At 59.9% G+C, this 20684-nt stretch carries 14 protein-coding genes; 11 read left to right on the top strand and 3 right to left on the bottom strand.

All coding sequences use genetic code 11. The features are described from left to right. The first annotated feature begins 90 nt into the window (after positions 1 to 90). Both D1Y84_RS16315 and D1Y84_RS18010 read left to right on the top strand, forming a co-directional pair. On the top strand, positions 91 to 891 hold the full coding sequence (locus tag D1Y84_RS16315; RefSeq protein ID WP_233581489.1) for a class I SAM-dependent methyltransferase: 801 nt from the start codon (positions 91 to 93) through the stop codon (positions 889 to 891). A 448-nt stretch (positions 892 to 1339) separates the two neighbouring features. Next, a complete protein-coding gene (locus D1Y84_RS18010; protein ID WP_158615527.1) occupies positions 1340 to 2131 on the top strand; it encodes an amidohydrolase family protein in 792 nt (263 codons plus the stop codon). A 64-nt stretch (positions 2132 to 2195) separates the two neighbouring features. On the opposite strand, the gene D1Y84_RS16305 is transcribed toward D1Y84_RS18010, so the two are convergent. After that, positions 2196 to 2927, bottom strand: a complete 732-nt coding sequence (locus D1Y84_RS16305) for a class I SAM-dependent methyltransferase (RefSeq protein WP_124849629.1) — start codon at positions 2925 to 2927, stop codon at positions 2196 to 2198. 220 nt (positions 2928 to 3147) lie between these two features. Between D1Y84_RS16305 and D1Y84_RS16300 the strand changes: the two genes are divergently transcribed. Then, positions 3148 to 4428, top strand: a complete 1281-nt coding sequence (locus tag D1Y84_RS16300; protein WP_158615526.1) for a glycosyltransferase — start codon at positions 3148 to 3150, stop codon at positions 4426 to 4428. 194 nt (positions 4429 to 4622) lie between these two features. Beyond that, positions 4623 to 6632 (top strand): glycosyltransferase 87 family protein, encoded by a 2010-nt coding sequence (locus D1Y84_RS16295; RefSeq protein ID WP_124849627.1) that lies wholly within the window; start codon positions 4623 to 4625, stop codon positions 6630 to 6632. Between the two features lie 36 nt (positions 6633 to 6668). Here D1Y84_RS16295 and D1Y84_RS16290 read toward each other — a convergent pair whose 3' ends face one another. Next, on the bottom strand, positions 6669 to 7655 hold the full coding sequence (locus tag D1Y84_RS16290; RefSeq protein ID WP_233581488.1) for an aldolase: 987 nt from the start codon (positions 7653 to 7655) through the stop codon (positions 6669 to 6671). A gap of 377 nt (positions 7656 to 8032) precedes the next feature. On the opposite strand from D1Y84_RS16290, the gene D1Y84_RS16285 reads away from it, so the two are divergent. After that, positions 8033 to 8971: a phytanoyl-CoA dioxygenase family protein gene (locus D1Y84_RS16285; protein WP_124849625.1), complete on the top strand. Its 939-nt coding sequence runs from the start codon at positions 8033 to 8035 to the stop codon at positions 8969 to 8971. A 576-nt stretch (positions 8972 to 9547) separates the two neighbouring features. Here D1Y84_RS16285 and D1Y84_RS16275 read toward each other — a convergent pair. Then, positions 9548 to 10570, bottom strand: a complete 1023-nt coding sequence (locus tag D1Y84_RS16275) for a hypothetical protein (RefSeq protein WP_124849623.1) — start codon at positions 10568 to 10570, stop codon at positions 9548 to 9550. A gap of 466 nt (positions 10571 to 11036) precedes the next feature. Between D1Y84_RS16275 and D1Y84_RS16270 the strand changes: the two genes are divergently transcribed. The 6 genes from D1Y84_RS16270 to D1Y84_RS16245 all read left to right on the top strand — a co-directional run bounded on the left by D1Y84_RS16270 (position 11037) and on the right by D1Y84_RS16245 (position 20521). After that, positions 11037 to 13916, top strand: a complete 2880-nt coding sequence (locus D1Y84_RS16270) for an SLBB domain-containing protein (protein WP_233581487.1) — start codon at positions 11037 to 11039, stop codon at positions 13914 to 13916. 38 nt (positions 13917 to 13954) lie between these two features. After that, entirely contained in the window at positions 13955 to 15622 is a 1668-nt protein-coding gene (locus D1Y84_RS16265) for a capsule assembly Wzi family protein (RefSeq protein WP_370245815.1), read from the top strand. Then, the gene (locus tag D1Y84_RS16260) at positions 15619 to 16938 is read left to right on the top strand and encodes a GumC family protein (RefSeq protein ID WP_124849620.1); all 1320 of its coding nucleotides are present in this window, start codon (positions 15619 to 15621) and stop codon (positions 16936 to 16938) included. Before D1Y84_RS16265 ends, D1Y84_RS16260 begins: the two co-directional genes overlap by 4 nt. Beyond that, positions 16935 to 18269 (top strand): lipopolysaccharide biosynthesis protein, encoded by a 1335-nt coding sequence (locus D1Y84_RS16255; protein ID WP_124849619.1) that lies wholly within the window; start codon positions 16935 to 16937, stop codon positions 18267 to 18269. The genes D1Y84_RS16260 and D1Y84_RS16255 overlap by 4 nt, the downstream gene beginning before the upstream one ends. Continuing rightward, positions 18266 to 19462: a glycosyltransferase family 1 protein gene (locus D1Y84_RS16250; RefSeq protein ID WP_124849618.1), complete on the top strand. Its 1197-nt coding sequence runs from the start codon at positions 18266 to 18268 to the stop codon at positions 19460 to 19462. Before D1Y84_RS16255 ends, D1Y84_RS16250 begins: the two co-directional genes overlap by 4 nt. Before the next feature lie 180 nt (positions 19463 to 19642). After that, positions 19643 to 20521 carry a WecB/TagA/CpsF family glycosyltransferase gene (locus D1Y84_RS16245; RefSeq protein WP_124849617.1) on the top strand — a complete coding sequence of 293 codons (879 nt, stop codon included), beginning with the start codon at positions 19643 to 19645 and terminating at the stop codon, positions 20519 to 20521. The last annotated feature ends 163 nt before the right edge of the window (positions 20522 to 20684 follow it).

Below are 20684 nucleotides of genomic sequence, written 5' to 3'. Positions count from 1 at the left end.
CAGTGTCCCCGCTGCGGCACATCGCTCGCAGGGCTCCAGTGCAGGATCTGCGCTCTTGATCTCAGCCCTGTAAAGGGAATCACCCCCGCGTTGCCGCCGGAGCGTGCCGCCTACTATGCTCGTTTTGCAACAGAGTACGAGCGTATCCGTGCAGCCGAGGGACGGGGCAGCCAGAGCGAAGCCTTCTACCTTGCATTGCCCGACAAGGACCTAAACGGACATAACAGCGGGCAGTGGAGGATTCGTGCGGCAAGTTTTCGCTGTCTCAAGCAGCACGTGCTGAAGAACTCAGCAGACCGCTGCGCTGTGCTCGACCTTGGCGCCGGCAACTGCTGGATGAGCTTTCGCCTGGGCCAGATAGGGTACCAAACCGTCGCAGTGGACCTGCTTGTCAACGAGAACGACGGTCTTGGCGCCGCGAAGCACTACGAACGTTATCTCACCACGCCAATCCGATGCTTTCAGGCCGAAGCGACCCATCTACCTTTCTGCTCCGCACAGTTCGACTATGTTCTCTTCAATGCCTCATTTCATTATGCGGAGGACTATGAGGAGACCCTGAGGGAGTCACTTCGCTGCCTCAAGGTTGGGGGCAAAATCGTCATCATCGATACGCCCTGGTACTCGCGCGAACAGAGCGGAAAGCAGATGTTGGCAGAACGTCAGGCCACATTCAAGCGCCGGTTCGGGACGGCTTCGGATGCTGTGAGAAGCTTGGAGTTCCTGACGGACGAGCGCCTCGCCCATCTTGCAAAGAGGCTCGATCTTGCCTGGGAACAGCACTCGCCAGACTACGGCTGGAAGTGGGCCATCCGGCCATGGATCGCGAAGTTGCGCGGTCGGCGCGAGCCTTCTCGCTTTCGCATTTATGTGGCCACGAAGCGTGCTTGAACAAGGTAGCTGCAGACCATCGAGCAACGCAGGCTGGATTCACGGAGCACGGTGGTGTTTCAGTGCCCGCGAGACAAACCCCGCCACGCTGCAGATCAAGCAAGGGCGAATCGCTCAGATCAGGAAGGGTGCGGCCGCACCACGACGCACAAACCAGGCAGATCGCGACCTTGATCTGGCCGGTATGCTCATCCTTCCCGGGCTCATCAACGCACATGATCACCTGCAGTTTGCCCTTTACCCGAGGCTGGGTGGAGCACATTACCAGGATTACGTTGAGTGGGGCAAAGACATTCAACAAAGGCATGCGACCACCATTGCGCAGCAGCATAGGTTGCCCAAGTCGGTACGCCTGTGGTGGGGAGCTCTGCGAAACCTTGTCTGTGGTGTAACAACCGTAAGTCACCATGACGCCCAATCGCCTGAGTTCGAGAGAATAGATTTCCCGGTGCGCGTGCTGCAGCGCTTTGGTTGGGCGCACTCCATAGCGCTTGGTGGCGATCTGAGGCGGGCATGGCTCGCGACGCCACGTGGCGGCCCGTTCATCGTGCACGCCTGTGAAGGTGTCAGCAAGGAAGCGAGTGATGAATTGCTGGCGCTCGATCGCCAGGGATTGTTGGACAGCAGCACTGTTCTGGTCCATGGTCTGGCCCTTGATGACGAGCGACTAGCGGTTCTGCAGGCGCGGCAGGCATCGCTGATCCTGTGTCCGTCCTCGAATGAATATCTCTTCGGGAGGCTTCCGGCGAACAGGCTTTTCTACCAAGGAGAGAAAGTAGCCTTGGGCAGCGACTCGCCACTTACCTCCGCCGGCGATCTCCTGGACGAGGTACGCTTCGCCATGCTGCGCTGCGCAGTTCCAGCCGAACGAGCCTATGCAATGGTTACCGACACGCCCAGATCGATACTGCGCCTTGAAAACGGCGAGGGAAGCATCCAGGTAGGCGGGGTCGCAGACCTGATCGGCATCCGCGATACGGGAAGCGATATCCTGGATCGGCTAGGCACACTCTCCAGCGATGATGTCGAGTTGGTGATGCTCGGCGGTTGCGTGCAGCTTGCATCTGACGAGCTCTACCGGCGTCTTCCAATGGTGTCGACAAGGGGTTTGGAGTCTCTGCGCATCGGAGGCAGCATCCGCTGGCTGCGCGCGCCGGTAGCAGAGATGGTGCGAAGTGCGGAAGCTGTGATGGGTTTCGGCAAACTGTTGCTTGGCGGCAGGCCGATCGAACTTCCGTAGAGCCTTTTCGCTCGCCTGCCGATCTACCGCTGCAAGGAGCCACCAGTCCACAGCAGAGGCGATATCAAGCCATCCTGCGAAACAGATATGCGGCCACCAGCTTCAATCCTTTGTCTTTCCGGTACGCCTTGAGCCCGATACCCTGCGCATAGAAGCGGCGCACGGATGTCCCCACCGCTCCTTCATCAGAGGCAACAAGCGACAGACCAGTCGCCTGCGCGATGCCTATATGGTCGCGGTGCACGTAGTGCTCGATCTCGTGCACGACACCCGCCTGGTCCGTAAAGCTCCTGCGGTGGCCGGCTGCTGCAGCGTCCGAGTGGAAGTCCGTGACGAACACGTGGCCGCCAACGCAGCACACCCGGGCAAGCTCCTGGTACGCGTTCGTCGCATCTGGAAGGTGCCCCAGCACGAGGCGGCACCAGACCATATCAAAGCTCTCGCTCGGAAAAGGCATCGCTCTTACATCCCCTGCAACTACGTTCCGCGCGCCGCCCGCGGCCAGCATCTCGGGACTGGCGTCGAGCCCCACGGCGTCTGGGATCGCAGCGATGCGCCGCCCGACGCCACAGCCGGCATCGAGAAGCCGCCTGCGTGAAAGCTGGCCAAGCATCCGCTGCGCAAGCTCTTCATCGAGACAGCTCGTAGCCGTTTCAGTTCTATAGGTGGAAGCCCAGTGCCGATAGGCCTCCCGTGCCCCGAGAGGCGTCACGCTGGTGTGGGCCCGTATCCGTCGCGGCGCGAGGATGCCGAGGCTGCGAAGTGTGCTGCTGATGGCATTCCGTGGATCCAGCATGAGCCCTGCCCTCGTGCGCGCTTTGCATCTTCGGACCTCGCTCACTTGCTTTTGCAGCGGAGACAACGAGGCGACAAGCCAGAAGGGAAGAGCAGCACAGTTGCTATTGTGCGAGTGATCCAGCGTGCCTGTTTCACCCGCATGTCATTCCATTGTCACGATGATGCCGATGCAGGGATTGCAGGTTGGTATGGTGATCGCCAAGGACTACGCTTGGAACATGCTGAAGTTGACGGGAGCGCGGCGGTCTCACTTCGGAGTGCTGTCGTTCGCAGGCACGGGTCACCTGAACCCCATCATGACGCTTGCGCGTCATCTTGTCAGGCGCGGCCACCGCGTCACCTTCTTTCACACGTCCGATCTTGAAGAGAAGATCCTGCAGAATGGTCTGGAGTTTGCATCGATTGGCTCTGTCGAGGATGCGGGTGTGCGGCTGATTCGCCCGGCCCGCAAGGCGGGAGTCGCGGCCCTTCGCTATCGGGTTCATCGTACCGTTGCAGAGATGGAACAAGTTTTGCGAGGTGCGCCGGAAGCCATGCGGCGCGCCGGCGTGGACGCTCTGCTCATCGATGAGATTGCGATGGCCGGGCCCACCGTGGCGGAGATCATGAAGCGGCCGTACTTCATCATTTCGACCTCGGTGCCTCACAACTTTGGGTGGTCGTCTCCAAATCGCTTCACGCCGCGACTGTCATGCGTAGCTCGTTTGCAACGCGCATTGCTGGAGGTCTCGACGGTCCGCATGCAGGGGCCCGTGCGTTTCCGCCTTGATCGATTCAGGGGCAGTGTTGGTTTAGATTTAGTGGCCAGGATGAAGAATACTCATCCCGCGCTGGCGCATATCACCCAGTTGCCCAGGTGCCTGGACTACCCACGCAGTGTGCTGCCCGAGAACTTCTACTATTGTGGTCCGTTCGTGGACGATGCGCGTGCACCCGCAGACTTTCCGTGGCATCGACTCGACGGCAGGCGACTGGTCTATGCATCGCTTGGGTCGACACTGAAAGGAGATGCCGCAACCTTTCGCATGATTGCGGAGGCGTGCAGCCGAACGCAGCTCCAGCTTGTGCTCTCGCTCGGCGGTCGCCGCGACCCACAGATGTTCCAAGATCTTCCTGGCAGTCCCGTTGTGGTAAGCGATGCACCACAGCTCGAGATCCTGAAGAAAGCTGAAGTAGTCATCACGCACGCCGGGCCGAATACCGTTTTCGAGACGCTGTTACAGGGTAAGCCGATGATTGCGTTACCGACCGCGTTCGACCAGCCGGCTGTGGCCGCTCGGCTTGAGCGTGCGGGCGCCGGCATCGTTCTACCCATCGCAAGACTCTCCTCTGCCAAGATCGCGGGCGCGATTCATAAGGTACTAAGCGAGCCGACCTTTCGCACGGCCGCCCAATGTTTGCAGAGGGAGATGCTCTCGGTACAAGGGTTGAGTCTCGCTGGAGACATCATTGAAACGGCGTTGCAACAGGATGCACACCGGCGCGCTATCAGCGCCTAATCGTCTTCGTCGATACCCGCTGAGGCGGACACGTCGATGACGAGCGCCTGACATGCCCGTGACATTGCTGTCCGACAAACGGACTATTGTGAATCGTGACCTTCAAGCAAACTAGAAGTGTGTCTTGGGCAGAGCGCATCGCTCTCTGCTTAGCGGTGTTGTTCCTCGGACTCCATACATTGCCACGTGCCTGGATGACGCTCAACACAGACTTTCCGAACTACTATATGTCGGCACGCCTGGCGCATGAAGGCTTCGACACGTCACGCATGTACGAGTGGCCGTGGATCGAACGTGAGAAGGATCACAGGGGCGTGGACATCCGAGTGATCGGCCTTCTTCCAATCACTCCATTTTCCACGCTTGCGGTCTGGCCGCTTGTCTGGCTGCCGCCTCTTACTGCGAAGCATCTATGGATCCTCTTCAATCTTGCACTGCTTATTCCAATCGGCTGTATGCTGCGCTCCATTGCAGGTTTGAGCTACCAGCGCGTCGCGCTGATTCTGGCACTCAGCTTCCCGCTGCAGCGCAACCTGCTTTTCGGGCAGTTCTACATAGTCCTGCTTTTCCTGATCGTCGCGGCATGCTGGAGCTATTTGCGTGGTCACCGCGCTCGGGCGGGCGCTCTGATCGCACTCGCTGCCGCCTGTAAAGTCTTCCCGGTGTTGCTGCTCCTCTTCATTTTGCAGCGCCGAGACTGGAGAGCACTCGTCGCTGGCATCGTAACGGGTCTTGCTGCCGTTGTAGCCTCTATATCCGTGTTCGGACTCGCGGCGCACCGCACGTGGCTTGAGGAGATCCTGCCGTGGGTCATGCATGGAGAAGGGCTTCAGCCCTACGCACCAGCTGCTTCCATCACGGGGGTGCTGCACTGCCTGCTCTTGTCCGAACCACAGTGGAACCCGCATCCTTGGCAGGACTCTCCACTTGCCTACGCTTTACTCGCGCCCGCGTCGCAGATGCTTCTGCTCGCTCCAGCGATACTGATGATCCGCAAGCGTGCTGCCAGCAGGCAGCGGATCCTTCTGGAGTGGTCCGCCCTGCTCACAGCAGCGCTCACTATCTCCACGATCCCAGCCTCTTACAACTTTGTCCTGATTGCGTTGCCGATCTGTGTCCTTGCCGCGGTCATGATCGAGAAAAAGCAGCGTGGCTCACTGATAGCCTTGGCCGCTATCTACCTGGGCATCGGCTTTCCTATGCCCAGTCCGCACGGCCCGCCCGGCCCGCTTTGGCTGCTGTATGAACCGAGACTGCCGTTGATGCTGATCCTTCTCGCTTGGATCTACTTCCGGATGTGGCGAGATCGGCCAGCAGGGCTGGACGCCCGGGATTGGAGCCGCTACGCCTGGGCTGCGGCTATGCTTGCCTCTGTCGTGCTGGGTACACGGTCAACGCTTCACCGCGAACGCGACGAACGTCTAGAGTACGCATATCGTCTCCCTGTTGCAGCGCAGGGCTTTGCCAACGCGCAACCTCAATCTTTCCGTGGCGGCGTGCTCTACTCGGCATTCTCGTTCGATGGTTACCGCCTTGTTGCGCAGAAGGGAAGCGGCCGGAGTTCTCCGTCGTTTGGCGATGCGTCGTATGACTACCTGTCGTTCACTGGTCTCGGGCGTCAGGTTCTAGCGGAGAAAGCATCGGTCGCAGGCTCGCAGATTGTGGATCCGCACGATCCCTTGCATTCACTCGTCCAAAACGCACGCGACCCCATGTACTCAAAGGATGCAAACACCCTTGCCTACATTCAGGACGAACGCGGGCGCGGCCGCTTGCTGTCTCGTTCCGTCGCCACGGCTGATAGTGGAGCAGGGAGGGCGTTGAGCCCGGAAGGTTACAACGTCTTCGAAGCATCCTTCTTATCGCCGACCGAGTACGCCTTCTCGGCAGTACAAGGTTCAGAAGAACCACGGATCTATCTTGAAGAAACATCGCGACTACATTCGCCGGTGCGGTTGAGTGACGCTCGCTATCCTGCACTTTCTCCGGACGGACGATGGCTCGCCTACAGTCATCTCGAACAAGGATATTGGAACCTCTGGCTGCTTAACCGCGACACAGGACAGCGCCGACGGATCGCTGACGTTCCGTGCAACCAGATCGAACCATCCTGGGAGCCTGACGTAAAGACGCTGCTGTACGGTACTGACTGCGGGCGAAGCATCTGGTTTACCGCCGTTGCCCGCAGGCAGGTGATTCCTTAGCGAGAGACAGCTGCTAGTGCTTGGCGAATAGCAAGCTCAAAGGCCCCTGGCGAGCTGGTCCACTTGTGCAATTGCAGCAGGCAGTTCGCAGTACTCGAGCGAGTACGTCGGCACGTTGGTAAAGATCTCAAGTTGTTTCGCATGGCGGGCGCGTAGGTCTCCGGCGGAGAAGAGATCCTGCTGCATGCGCTCGGTGGCGGTTCCTTTTGGCAATGCTGCGAGCCTGCCCTGCGCGCCAGCAAACCTGTTGAGGTAGATGATGGCATCTATGCGAGCATCCGTGGACGTGCTGTGCAACGGGAGCTCCGCGACCGGGAGCTCAATCGAGGGCTTGCCTTCCATGCGGGGAGTGGCCTCTCGATCGGCGAGCTCGGGGAATAACTCTCTTGCGGTCGGACGAAAACGTACCCGGTGTGCGTGCCCGGTGACAAGCGGGTATTCCAACCCATTGATCAGGTAGCTCGTGTCATCCGATGTGTAGCACCAGCCCGCACGCGCGCAGGCATACGCCAGGGTCGACTTGCCCGCCCCCGAGTCTCCGCACAACAAGATGCCCCTGCCGAAGCGGCTCACGCATGCTGCGTGGACATCAGTCACGTGTTTTGCACCCAGCAGCAGGTAGACGATTTTCTCGAGAAAGTTCGTGCGCAGGTAGCCTGGGTTCATCAGGGCGGCTTCAGAAAGCCACGCGAAGTTGATGCCGGTCTCTAGATCGAGCAGTGCCTGATTGTGTGTATCTGCTACCAGTGAGTAGAGATGGTTGTACTCGCGCCGCGTCGGTTCAGAAGGCAGGAAAGCGTCACCCCCTCTGCTGATGCCGACTCGCACCTGCAATTGCGTCGTAGCGCGACAGGAGGAGATGTGACCAAAGCACTCGATTGCTGCTCTCAGCACTGCCGGGTGATTCGTAATGACTTCGACTGCGAAGCCTAGCGGGTAAAACGTCTTGCTTAGCGGTAAGTCCATGCTGGAGCGCAGCGCATCCTGCGGTCTCGAGGCTTGTGGTGCATCTGGTTTACTCACGATTGTCGCTGCTGCCGTCGTACGCACTTGATCCTCCTGCAGTTCCTGGTGTGCAGTGGCGCTTTCCTCCGCTTCGTTGAGGGCAGAAGATACCTCCCTGTGTGGGTTCTGCGTGCGCATTTCACCTTTGCTGCGGTGAGCTTACCGAGACTGCTCACAGGACTTGTCACTCGGTCGTAAAGCAAATGTCACTGCCCGATGCGTGTGGCGCCTCGCAGGCAGACTGTCGGGCCCTTTGATCGTCGTGGGACAAGGTCCACCCTGTCCATGACATTCCTCTGACAATGAGCAGAAGATCCCGAGACACATGCACGCGCTGGAAAACATATCGTGATAACTGTGTAGCGCTGAATCCTAGCGACATAAAGGGAATCCACATGCAAGCATTCTCCGCGATCGAAAGTGCACACCTCACGCGCGAGACTCTGCGGTCTCAGCTGGCACAGGATGGTTATGCCCTCATCCGCCAAGTATTGCCCAAAGCTGCAGTACGCGCGGTATTGAGTGATGTTGCGAGCGTCCTCTACGCCGCCGGCTGGCTTGAATCACAGGCTGACCCTCTTGAGCGAATCGCCAAGGAAGGTGCAGCGTGCGGAGACCCGGACCCGGCTTTCAAACGCACCTACCAGCAGGTGTTTAACTTGGAAAAGCTTCACGCTTTGCCGCATGAGCCTGCGCTGCGCCGGGTCATGGATTTGCTTGTAGACGAACAGGTCCTTGTTCATCCGAAGCCAATTGCAAGGCTCATCTTCCCAAATTGCGAACGTCTCGTCGTGCGTCCGCATCAGGATTATGAATTCATGGGCGGCGATCCTGAGTTCTACACGGCATGGATCGCTTTGCATGATTGCCCGGTCGAAGCAGGGCCTCTGCGGATACTCGCAGGTTCGCATCGGTTTGGTATTCAGTACCATGAGCATGGGAACCTGCATGTTCCCGAGATCCCCGCGGAGCGGGCAGCTGGCGACACGTGGGTAGGTGGCCAGGTGAACGCTGGCGACGTTCTTATTTTTCACAGCCTGACGGTGCATGCCGCCTCGCCGAATCTGTCGCAAAAGCTTAGGCTTTCCCTGGATTGTCGCTTTCAGGATGCGACGCGCGTCCTCAACCCATCGAACCTCGTCTTCGCTGGCCAATCCGGAAAATCCTGGGGGAAGACGTACTCAGGGTGGCAATCGGACGCTTTGCAGTTTTATTGGAAGCGACTGCCTTTGCGACTCAAACCGACGAAGGCTGAGCTCGAAGCCCTGGCGCAGACAGCCGGGCAAGACGCAGCCCGTGAGAAATACGCACGCATGGCGAGCCAGCTCGCGTAAACGCCAACGTAACCTGACGAGTGCTGCAAATGCAGAAGGTGCGATGGCAGCCGCCTCGCACCTTGGGTCCCGCTAGACACCAGCCGCCCAGCATCGCAGCTATCATCCAGTCCTTTCCGGTGCCGCGTACTCAGTAGGTCTCGACCATTCGCCTGTTTGTTATGCCTGCAGGCGTTCGAACCCCCAGCAGTAGTAAGCGAAAAAGCGCAGGGCTCCTGACACAAGCAGCCTTACGCTTTGACGTTTCCGCTTATGGATTCAAAAAGCGCAGCACTGCTTCTGCATCTGTCTGGCTGAGTTGTGCGCGAACGCGCATGTGGCGCAGCACGGTTCCAGCGATACGTGGCGACACGCTTTCAGGTGCCCTGTGACACCGGGAGCAGTTCTGCGCGAAGATGAGGTCGCCGTTGTCAGCATCATGCGAGGCTGATGCTTTCGCCGGCGTGTTTGGAGGCGGCGCCGTCTGGCTGGGCGCTGGCGGGGATGGACGCGCCTGCGCCTGCATCGCTGCAGCGGTTGCTACGAGAAGCAAACCGACCAGGAATACACCACCCGAGAGATAATTCGGTTTCATCGTTACTTTCCTTTCCAGGTGGGGAACAGGAAACGGTAGACGATCCCTGTCTCCCATAGGTTGCTGTTCCCAGCGGCCGAGAAGACTCGCGAGTAGCTCGTGAGGATTCTGGTGTTATGTGGCAGATTGTAGTTCAGTCCGAAATCAGCTCGCTGCGTGTTGGTAGCCGGTAGCGTGTCGCTGGCAGCGTTGTCTCGACGGAACGTCTGCTGAAATCGGAAGATGGGTTCGATGCGACCTACCCAGCTATCCAGACCGCCAAATGCCTGCGAGCGATAGTCAACCCCGACCCAGTACCCTTGCGCATGATGGCCGCGCGCATACTCTGAGCGCAGGCGGAAAGCTGTGTCCTTTGGCTCCCACCACGCGTGGGCGCCGTAAAAGTTCTCATGCACGCCTTGGAGCTGGCGTGTGTAGGAAGCGCCAACCTCGAGCCGCTTCTCCGGCAGATACAAACTCAACCGCCCGCCGGCAGCCCGCCCGGCATTAAACTGCTGGTTGCTACTACGCGCAGAAAAGTAAGCAGCATAGTCGAGCGAATACTTGCGACGCGAGAGAGCCGAGCCACGCAGTTGCGCACCAAGGCTGGTACCGCTCGAAAAGTCAGCGATGCTCTCGATCAGTGGACCATCCTGAAAAGGATTCACCCATATCTGCGAGAGCCGTTCATTGAACACATTGAACGGCGTAAGGAAGCTGCCTGCCACCACGGTCAGGTGCCTGGACGCGAGGTAGTCAAGCTGCAGGTACTGCAGAGCTATGAACTCTGCATGGTCGTAACCATGCACGCTGGGGTTCGGGAAGAAGTCCTCACTCAACAATGCCCTGGACTCGATGAGGAACTTCTTGCCGATTGGTGCGGCCAGCACGGGTTGAATCTCGGGTAGATAGCTCGTCTGGCCGCCGGGGGTGTTGGAGAAAAAGCCGGCACCTCCAGAAATGAGAGGCGTGTCTTGCGCGTGCGCAGGCTTAGCCAGGCTGATTACAGCGAGGGCCAGAGCAGCAGCCTTTGCGAGTCGCGCCATCTGCGGAGAGGGTCTGAAGTGCGGAAGCGTTCGCGCCATGTATGCAAGGTAGCGAAACGTGTTGGATGACGTGTCTCCGGATCGTCGGCCTGCTGTAACTCTATTGTCACCGTTAGATCGTCGGGTGTGCTGCTGCCCTTGCGCGCTCCTGCGCCGCAGAAGGCGTCCGCATCCATGAGTGACAGTCGCGCCGCGCAGTGACCGCAGATGATGCTGCACTTAGCCCGGCGACCAAAACAATGGAATGACAATTTGCAGACCGACGCATGACACCGCGCACCGCAGTCCTACCTAGGGTCAAAAGGAGGCGCCGGGTGCTCGTCATCTCGGCCGATCGGACCGGTGTATTTATATGCTCGCGAAGCGATTCATCCTTTTGCGCCATTGCTCTCCACGCGCTTGTATCTTCTCCCTGACGTTTTCCCTCGGTGCGATCTGCCTCTCAACATGCCCCGCGGGTGCGCAGGTGCTCACGAGTTCTGACTCAGCGCAGACGCCGTCACCCTCGTCCTCATCTACAGGCGAAGATGCGAGCGCCTCGTCGGTTGCATTCGGAGGCAGCTCGGACACGGTGGATGACCGTGCCACGGCTGGTGCCTCCAGCAACCTGGATGCACCGGGTGCAGCGCTGCCGGCAGACAGGATCATCACCATCCTGCAGCAGAACCCAGACCTGCTCATGGAAGTCAAAGGGCAAGTCGCCGATCATCTGCAGCAGCAGGGTGCGCAGATCGAAGCAAGCAACATCAGCGATGATCAGCTCTACAACCAGATCTCGTCGAATGTCAGCGTGCGTGCGCAGATCACCACCTTTCTGAAGGCGAAAGGTGCGATCCCTGCGGGCAGCCTGCAGAGTGCCGGAGTAGCAAGTGACGCCTCGGATCCTTCTACGGCGACAGCGCGCTCTTCTTCCGAAACGCAGATGATAAGGGCACAGGGGGCGAACGACGCGGCGGCGTCCGGTGCTTCCAACCTCGTGGCAGATGCCGAGGCCCTGCCGGCAGACTCGACCCAGATGACGATCCGCTCGCAAAGGGACGTGCTACGTGGCCGCGAGGAAACAACCGCGTCGACCGATGCGCCCAGGACGCTTCATCAGCCAACGCCGTACGATCTTCGCTCCATGCACGACCTGTACACGCAGATTCCAGAGCAATCGACGCCTCTGAAGCGGTTCGGTTCTGAGGTGTTCGTGGCGCGCTCTCTCTCGCCAATGGGTCGAGGCACATCGAGCGGCGATGCGCCGCTCGATGTGCCGCTTGGGCCGGACTACGTCGTTGGCGCAGGCGACGCACTGACCATCAACCTATGGGGCGGTATGACGCAGAGTCTGACGCGCGTCGTTGATCGCGAGGGCCGCGTGCTTCTTCCAGAAGCCGGCTCGGAGCAGGTTGCTGGGCTCTCGCTGGATCGGGCGCAAAGCCTGATTGAAGGCGCTCTCAAGGCGCAGTACCACAACGTCCAGGTCTCCGTGACAGTCTCCCGGCTGCGTTCTATTCGTGTGTATGTGGTGGGTGACGTCCAGCGGCCAGGAGGCTATGACATCAGTTCACTGGCGACGCCGCTGAGCGCACTGTATGCGGCAGGCGGCCCAACCTCCGTAGGGTCGCTGCGCACAGTGCGCCACTACCGTGGCCAGACGCTGCTGGAGGATGTGGATCTCTACGACTATTTGCTGCACGGCGTGCGCAAGGGTGATGCGCGTTTCGAGAGCGGCGACACGCTACAGATCCCGCCTGCGGGCCCGCAGGTTGCGATGTCGGGGGCTGTCAAGCGGCCTGCCATTTACGAGCTGCGACCTGGAGAAAGCACACTTTCGTCCGCCATTGAAGACGCGGGTGGGCTTACTGCCGCTGCCTCGCTCAGCCACGTCACCATTGAGCGCATTGACGCGAACCGCCAGCGCGAGACAGTGACACTGAATGGTGCGAGCGGGACTGATACGGATGCAGACCGTGCCGCAGCGGAGAAGTTTCCTGTGCAGGACGGCGATCGCGTGCACATTGCGCAGATCCTTCCATACAGCGCGCGCGCCATCTATCTGCAGGGTCACGTCGTGCGCCCTGGTCGCCTGCCTTACAACGACAGCATGCGCCTCAGTGACGTTTTGCATAGTTATCGCGACATGTTGCCGGAGCCTGCGACTCATGGTGAAATTGTGCGCCTTGTGCCGCCGGACCTGCATGCCGTGACGATTGCCTTCAGTGTTCCTGAAGTGTTAATTGGCAACGAGAACCAGGCGCTGCAGCCCTTCGACACGGTGCGCATCTTCGGCCGCTACGAGGTCGACGCACCCAAGGTCACGATTCACGGCGAAGTTCTGCGACCCGGCACCTACCCGCTTTCCCAGGCAATGACGGCGGCGGAGCTGGTCCGCATGGCCGGAGGCTTCAAGCGTGATGCGCTGCTCGACACAGCCGACCTCACAAGCTATGGAGTGCAAGGCGGCAACCGCATTGCCGGCGCATTGACTACCCTTCACATCGGGGCGGCCGTGGCCGGGACAGAACCTGCAGCCGACGTACCGCTCAAGCCGGGTGACATCCTCACTATCCACCAGATCACGGGATGGAACGAGATTGGTCAAGCTGTAACCGTGGAAGGTCAGGTTCGCTTCCCGGGCAGCTACGGCTTCAAAGAAGGTGAACGGCTGAGCTCAATGCTGCTGCGTGCGGGCGGCATTCGCGACACCGCTTACCCGGAAGGCGCGGTGCTGATCCGCGAGCAGGTGCGCGAGCTTGAAGAGAGCAGCCGCGAAGAGCTGATCAAGTCCATCGAGACGAATTCTGCCGCAGCGCGCCTGGGACCGGCTCTCGGTGCAGGCGACACAGGGGGTACGCTTTCGCTCATCAAGGCGCAGCAGGAGCAGGCAGTCGCACAGCTGAAGAGCCACCCAGCGACTGGACGTATGGTGATCCATATCAGCGCTGACATTCGAAGTTGGGCCAACACGGATGCAGACATCGAATTGCGAAGAGGCGATGTGCTTACGATTCCGAAACGGCCCGGATTTGTGCTCGTAAGCGGCCAGGTCTACAACGCGACAGCACTTACCTTCACGCCTGGCAAAACGGCGGCTTGGTACCTAAGCCACGCAGGCGGCACCAACGGCACAGCCAACCGGGGCGAGATCTTCATCGTTCGCGCGAATGGTTCAGTGGTCGGGCGTCATTCGGGCGGGTGGTTCGATGGCAATGTGCTATCCACCAGACTGGATCCAGGCGACGTCGTGGTGGTGCCGCAGAAGATCCTCGGCGCTTCGCTCCTGTGGCGAAATCTTCTGGCAACAGCACAGATTGCTTCTTCGATCGGCATAACAGCCGGTATTGCCGCAGCGGCCCTGTAAGCGCGATGAGGCGTCAGCACCTGCACACGTTTTTCATGGTGATCCTATTGGCACTTGCAACTTCACACTCCGAGGCACTCTCAGGACTGCAGGATGAGCTTGGACGGGACCCGGCCAACATGGCTTCCTCCTACGTTCCTATCGATAGCTGGGTCTATCCCGCGTTCGAACTCCTTGCGGCGAAGGGGCTTATGCAAAGCGCCTTCTTTGATCTTCGTCCCTGGACACGCCTCGACTGTGCTCGCCTCGTCGAGGAAGCAGAGGCTCTGGCGGAAGATCAACACATCAGCGACGACACGACCGGGACGCTACACAGCCTGCGGCAGGAGTTTGTCCTTGAGCTTGCGCGAAGGACTGGCGATCGAAACGCGGAGCTTAAGGTCGAATCGATGTATCAGCGCTCAACTTCGATCGCGGGCAAGCCGCTTACAGACGGCTACCACTTCGCGGAAACGCTGGTGAATAACGATGGGCGGCCTTTCGGACAGGGGACCAACCTGTATTCCGGCATCGTGATGCGGGCGACGGCGGGTCCATTTGCCGCTTACCTGCGGACCGAGGCGCAGCGTGTTTCCCTTGCTTCTGCTCCCAACGCGCAGACGCTGCAGCAGATTGCTGTTGCCGACTTCACGCCGGCTGGTGCTGCGGGACCGGTATCGGGCTTCTTTCGGAGCAGGCTGCTCGATGCGAACGTCTCCTTCGCCTTCAAGAACAACCAGTTCACATTCGGGCAGCAGACGTTATGGTGGGGGCCAGCAGGCAGCGGCGCCACGCTCTTCACCAACAACGCCGAGCCGGTCAACATGCTGCGTTATGATCGCCTGCGACCGATCGAGTTGCCCGGATTTCCTCGCCTGCTCGGCCCCATTCGCGGACAGTTTCTCGTCGGTCGTCTCGCGGGCGCTCAGTACGTGCACACCGCGGAAACAACTTTCGGAACACCGGGTAGTGCACTTGGCAATCAACCGTGGATCCACGGCGAGAAGATCACCTTTGAGCCGACACCGAACTTTCAATTCGGCGTCTCGCGAACAGTTCTCTTCGCGGGCAAGGGTGCTCCGCTCACCACGTCGACGTTTTTGCGCAGCATGTTCTCTACCGGCAATGCGAGCGAGCAGAAGGACCCCGGCGACCGGCGGTCTGCCTTCGACGCGCAGTATCGGATTCCAAGACTGCGGCATTGCCTGACCGGATACTTCGACGGCTTCACGGATGACGAGCCTTTTCCTCTGCTCTACCCATCGCGTAGCGCGTGGCTCTCCGGGTTCATGTATCGCTGCGTTCCCGGTTTACCACACGTCACCGTGCGCGCCGAGGGACTGTTGTCCCCGCAGAGGAGCCTGTTCCCCGGCTATTACTACTTCAACGTCCATTACCTCAGCGGCTACACCAACAACCGCCAACTACTCGGCAGCTGGATCGGCAGGGAAGCACAAGGTGAGCAGATCTGGACCACCTGGCAGATCACGCCGCGTTCCTCCGTTGAACTCAGCGGCCGCAGCATGAACGCTAGCAGCGATTTCCTCCATGGTGGATCGTTGCGCGACCTGCGCGCGACTGCGGAATTAGCCCTCGGCGCTGAGTGGCAGCTGCACGTTGAAGATCAGGTGGAGCAGTGGCACTTTCCGCAGCTTCAGGCGCAAACACAGCACAACAACGAAGTCACCCTGCAGCTGTCATACAGGCCGTCTGGACATGGGAAATGAAGACAGAAGCTTCCGTAGTTTTGCTCAAAGAGGACAACGCCCCGATACCAGCACACTGGGCAGTGCGAGCCATGCTCCTCTGGCAGCACCGAAGGCTGCTGCAGCGAGTGGCCGTTATCTCGCTCGTCGCCAGCCTAACGATCGCCTTCCTTATTCCGAAGCAATACAAAGCAACCACCAGCATTATGCCTCCCGATCAGCAGAGTTCCGGCGCAATGATGCTGGCTGCCCTGGCTGGTCGCGGGGGTGGGTTGGGCTCGCTTGGCAGCCTTGCCAGTGGGCTGATCGGCGGACATGCGACCACGGCCTTGTTCGTAAACCTGCTGCACAGCGGAACCGTAAGCGGGCACTTAATCGACAGATTCAACCTGCAGCACGTGTACCACTCTCGCTACCGCATCACGACTGCCAAGCACCTGGCGCGCCAGACCAAGGTGGTCGATGACAAGAAGAGTGGCGTCATCACGATCGAGGTGGAAGACACAGACCCTGTGCGCGCTCGCGACCTGGCGCAGGCCTACCTCGACGAGTTGAACCAGCTTGTCACCCGGACCAGCACCTCTACCGCGCGCCAGGAGCGGATCTTCATCGAGCATCGCTTGCACTCTGTCGAGAGTGACCTTGAGAAAGCGCAGCTGGAACTGAGCGCGTTCTCGAGCAGGAACAGCACCATCGATATCAAGGAGCAGACACGCGCCATGGTCGATGCTGGCGCGCGCGTGCAGGGCGAGTTGCTGCTTGAGCAGTCTGGTCTGCAGTCCCTGCGGCAGATCTACGGCGAGGGCAATGTGCGCGTGAGGGAAACCGAAGCGCGGATCGCTGCTCTCCAGAAAGATTTGACACAGATGACAGGCTCCTCTGCGCCGCTGGCGCCGGCAGACTCTGTTTCGGCCCTAGGGGGAATCTACTCCGGAGCGGGCGACAAGGGCGAACTCTACCCACCACTTCGCCAATTGCCTCGTTTAGCCGTGCCGTACGCAGATCTCTATCGCCGGGTGAAAGTGCAGGAGACCGTCTTCGAGCTCCTCACGCAGCAGTACGAGATGGCGCGCATCGAGGAGGCCAAGGACGTTCCTGCCGTCAGCGTGATCGATCCGCCTGGGGTGCCGGAAAGAAAGGCCTACCCTCCGCGCTTGCTGCTGACGCTGTTGATGACCGCGTTCTGCTGCGCCGTCACTGCTGGGTTCATCCTGCTGCGCGAAGGCTGGTCCAACCTGAGTGCAACTGATCCGCGGAAGGCGCTTGTAGCCACGATCATGCCCGTGATGCACGGGCGGCTTGTGCCCGACTCTTTGCGCAGAAGGGTGGAAGTATGAACAGGAACGCCACCAATGCGTTCTATGGCGTGCTTGACTACGCGTCGTACCCGCTTGGCATGCTGGCGGTTGCGCCGCTCGTCCTGCGCCACTTGGGCGCAGCGGAGTACGGGCTCTGGATGGTCAGCACCTCCATCATCAGCGCAGGCGGCATCATAGCCTCCGGCTTTTCCGATGCAGCCATCCAGCGGATCGCAACGCTTCGCAGCGCAAACCAGATCATGCAGATCGGGGACGCCGTTCGCACCCTGTTCGCGGTCAACCTGACACTGGCCTGTGCGCTTTCGCTGGCGCTCTGGCTCGCCGCCCCTACCCTCAGCGAGCATCTTGCGAAATCGCCGCTCACCGATATGGAGGAATGTGTCGTGTGTCTGCGCATCGCGAGCCTGGTAATGCTCATGCGCGGCATAGAAACCGTCAGCGTCAGCACGCAGCAGGCGTTGCAGGAGTATCGCGGCACCGTACAGGTCAGCACTGCCGTGCGTATCCTGACACTTGGCTCTGCCGCGGGACTTGCTCAACTCGGGCAGCGAACCGGGAGTGTCCTAGGCGCCACAGCCGTAATTTTTGCGCTCGGGACCTGCACGCAGTTCTGGCTGCTTCGCAGGTTTTTACCCGCCGTCATTCTCTTGCCTCGTTTCGCTTCAGGCGAGTGGCAGAAGCTGCTGGCTTCCGGGGTGTTTGTCTGGCTCCAGGCTGTGGGCAGCGTTGTGTTTCGGCAGCTCGATCGCATTGTTCTTGGCGTCGCCCTGGGTGTGCGCGCCGTGGCGCCGTACTCCGTGGCCATCCAGATTGCGGAACCGCTGTTTGGCCTCACCGCATCCGGGTTCAGCTTCTTCTTTCCTTACCTGTCGGAGCGCTCAGGCACTCTGTCCGGCGTCTCACTGCAGCGGCTCGTGCTCAAGGCGTTTTTCGGCAATCTGCTGATGGTCTCTACAGGCGCAGGTTTGCTGTTTTGGCTTGGCAGCCGCTTTCTGCAATCCTGGATTGGCCCTGCCGTTGCAAAGAATGCCATCTCCATCCTTCCGCTGATCGTGATCGGCGCTGCTCTTTCAGGGCTCAGTGTGACGGGCACGTATGCTATGCAGGCGCTCGGTCTATTCCGCACCGTGGCGTGCATCAGCCTTGGCAGCCGGGCGCTTTTGTTGCTGCTGATGCTTTTTATGCTGCGCACGCATGGCCTGCGTGGGCTCGCCGTTGCCCGCACATGCTACGGGGCTTTGTCGCTGCTGGTATACGTTCCGTTGCTCTGGACGCTGAACGCACGCGCAAGAACAAGGCGCACCTTGGCTTCTTCGGCTGTACTCCTGCAGGAAGGAGTGTCCCGGTGAAGGTCGCCATCTCCGCGGTACAGTTCTCATCCCAAATGTCGGGCGTGCAAAGACATGCCGCCAATGTCGCGCGTTGCCTGATCTCGCTGCCTGACGTGGAGTTGGTGCACTTCGTGATCGGTCCATGGCAGAGGGCTGCTGTTGAGGACAGCAACCTGGCCACGATGCCGCGCGTCGAGCTCCACACCGCTGATGTCAAGCAGAGCCTTGTGGATCGCAATCTCTGGCACTACCAACGCCTGCCTGACCTTGTAGGCCGGCTGCAGCCCGATGTGATGCACCTGGCCTTCCCGGTGCCCGTGCAGTCTGCAGCCTTTGCTTGTCCGCTCGTGGTAACGCTCCACGACGTTTACCCGTATGAAATACCCGGCAACTTCGGCTTTCCCAAGGTGCTGTTCAATCAACTGATCCTGCAACAGTGTTTGCGCAGTGTGGACGCGATCGCTTGCGTCTCGAACACGACCGCCAGCCGCCTGCCGCAGTACACGCCAGCATCGGTCTGGGCAAAAGCGATCCGCATTTACAACTGCGTGGAGCCGGAGAATACCTGCGCAACCTCGTCACCCGTCTTTGGATTGAGCGGCAAACCCTTCCTGCTCACGGTCGCCCAGCATCGCAAAAACAAGAACATCCCATTGCTGCTGCGAGTGCTGCACTGCCTTCTCGCCCGGCGCAGTGTCGATCAAGGCATGAAGCTGCTCGTCGTCGGGATCCGCGGCCCAGAGACGCAGACGATTCAAAGGCTTGTGACGACCCTGCATCTCGAAGACCGCGTCGTATTTGTCGAGGGAATCAGTGATGCCGAGTTGCAGTGGTGCTATCGCAACTGCGAAGCGCTGCTTGCTCCCTCGGAAACAGAAGGGTTTGGACTGCCAGTCGCTGAAGCGCTCCTGGCTGGTTGCCGCATTGCTTGTTCTGACATTGCAACCTTTCGCGAGATTGATCCCGGCGCTCACTGCCTGTATGTCCCGTTAGGGGCCGGGGCCGAGGCGCGCTTTAGCGACGCCATCCCGCGTCTGTTGCAACAACCTTTGCCAGCGCCCCTGCCACTACCTCAGTTCTCTGCGGGCGTCCTGGCCGGGCAGTACCTCGCGCTCTACAAGACGCTTTTGGCTGCACCTTCACGCTTCAGGGCTTGCACAGCCGCAAAGAGAGCAAGTCCTATCGGCGTAGCTGCGAGCGAGGGGCCCTGATGTGAAAGCAGACAAGACCCGAACCGGGCAGAGAAGAGACGTACACGACGGCCCATCGCAGAGCCGCTTCATGCCGAGCGCTACGGTATAGAACCAGTACACACCACGCAGCGCAGCCCATGGATTGCTGCCCTGCTCCAACAATCTTTCATCATCTCTCAACGACGCAGGAGGCATTCCATGCAGAACACACTTTCTCTCGATTACAAGGTTGAGACCATCACGCATGAGCGCGACAGTACGCTGCCCTCCAGCCAGCAAAAATGCCTCGATCCGTCGCAGGAGTTGTGCAAGCATGCGCATGCCGATGTGCTCGGCATCCATGTCTCCGCCATTGACATGCGCCGTGCACTGGAACTGTCCCAGCGATGGATTGAACGTGGGCGTCCCGGGTACATCTGCGTGACCGGGGTGCACGGCGTAATGGAAGCGCAGAAAGATCAGAAGTTGCGGGCTATCTTGAACCACGCGATCGTCAACACGCCCGACGGCATGCCGATGACCTGGGTAGGACGATTGCAGGGCTTCTCCGAGATGGACCGCGTCTATGGTCCGGGATTCATGGCGGAAATGTGCCAGATGTCAGTCGAGAAAAACTATCGCCACTTCTTTTACGGTGGGCAGCCGGGCGTGGCTGAGGAACTGAAGGCAAGCCTCATGGCGCGGTTTCCCGGCTTGCAGGTCGTCGGGACCTATACCCCACCGTTTCGCGCACTGAACCTGTACGAAGAAGAAGCTTTGCTTGCGCAACTGCGCAGTTGCAGGCCACATATCCTGTGGGTGGGCCTCAGTACCCCCAAGCAAGAGCGCTTCATGGCTGAGTATGTGGATCGGTTGGGTGTGCCTCTTCTGGTCGGTGTCGGCGCCGCTTTCGATTACCACACGGGTCGTGTACGCGACTGTCCCGAGTGGGTCAAGCGCGCGGGCCTGCAGTGGTGTCACCGCTTAGCGCAGGATCCCCGGCGCTTGTGGCGCCGCTACCTCACCAACAACCCAGCCTTTCTGTGGAAGATCACGCGCCAGCTGCTGAAGTCCCAACCTACCGAGCACGTCTTGTAGCGCTGCGGTGCGGGATCGCACTAAGCAAGCGCATCACAGCGACGCTGAGACAATCTCCTGACAATTGGCTAACCAACCCATGACATCTGCAAGGCCGCCTGCCACCTACTCTAAAGCAGCCGGGTAAGTTGTTTCCGGGACGCACAGGAGCACCCTAGAAGGC

The organism is Acidipila sp. EB88 (genome assembly GCF_003858395.1).
GTDB lineage: Bacteria > Acidobacteriota > Terriglobia > Terriglobales > Acidobacteriaceae > EB88.
This window is presented reverse-complemented; position numbering and strand designations above follow the sequence as displayed.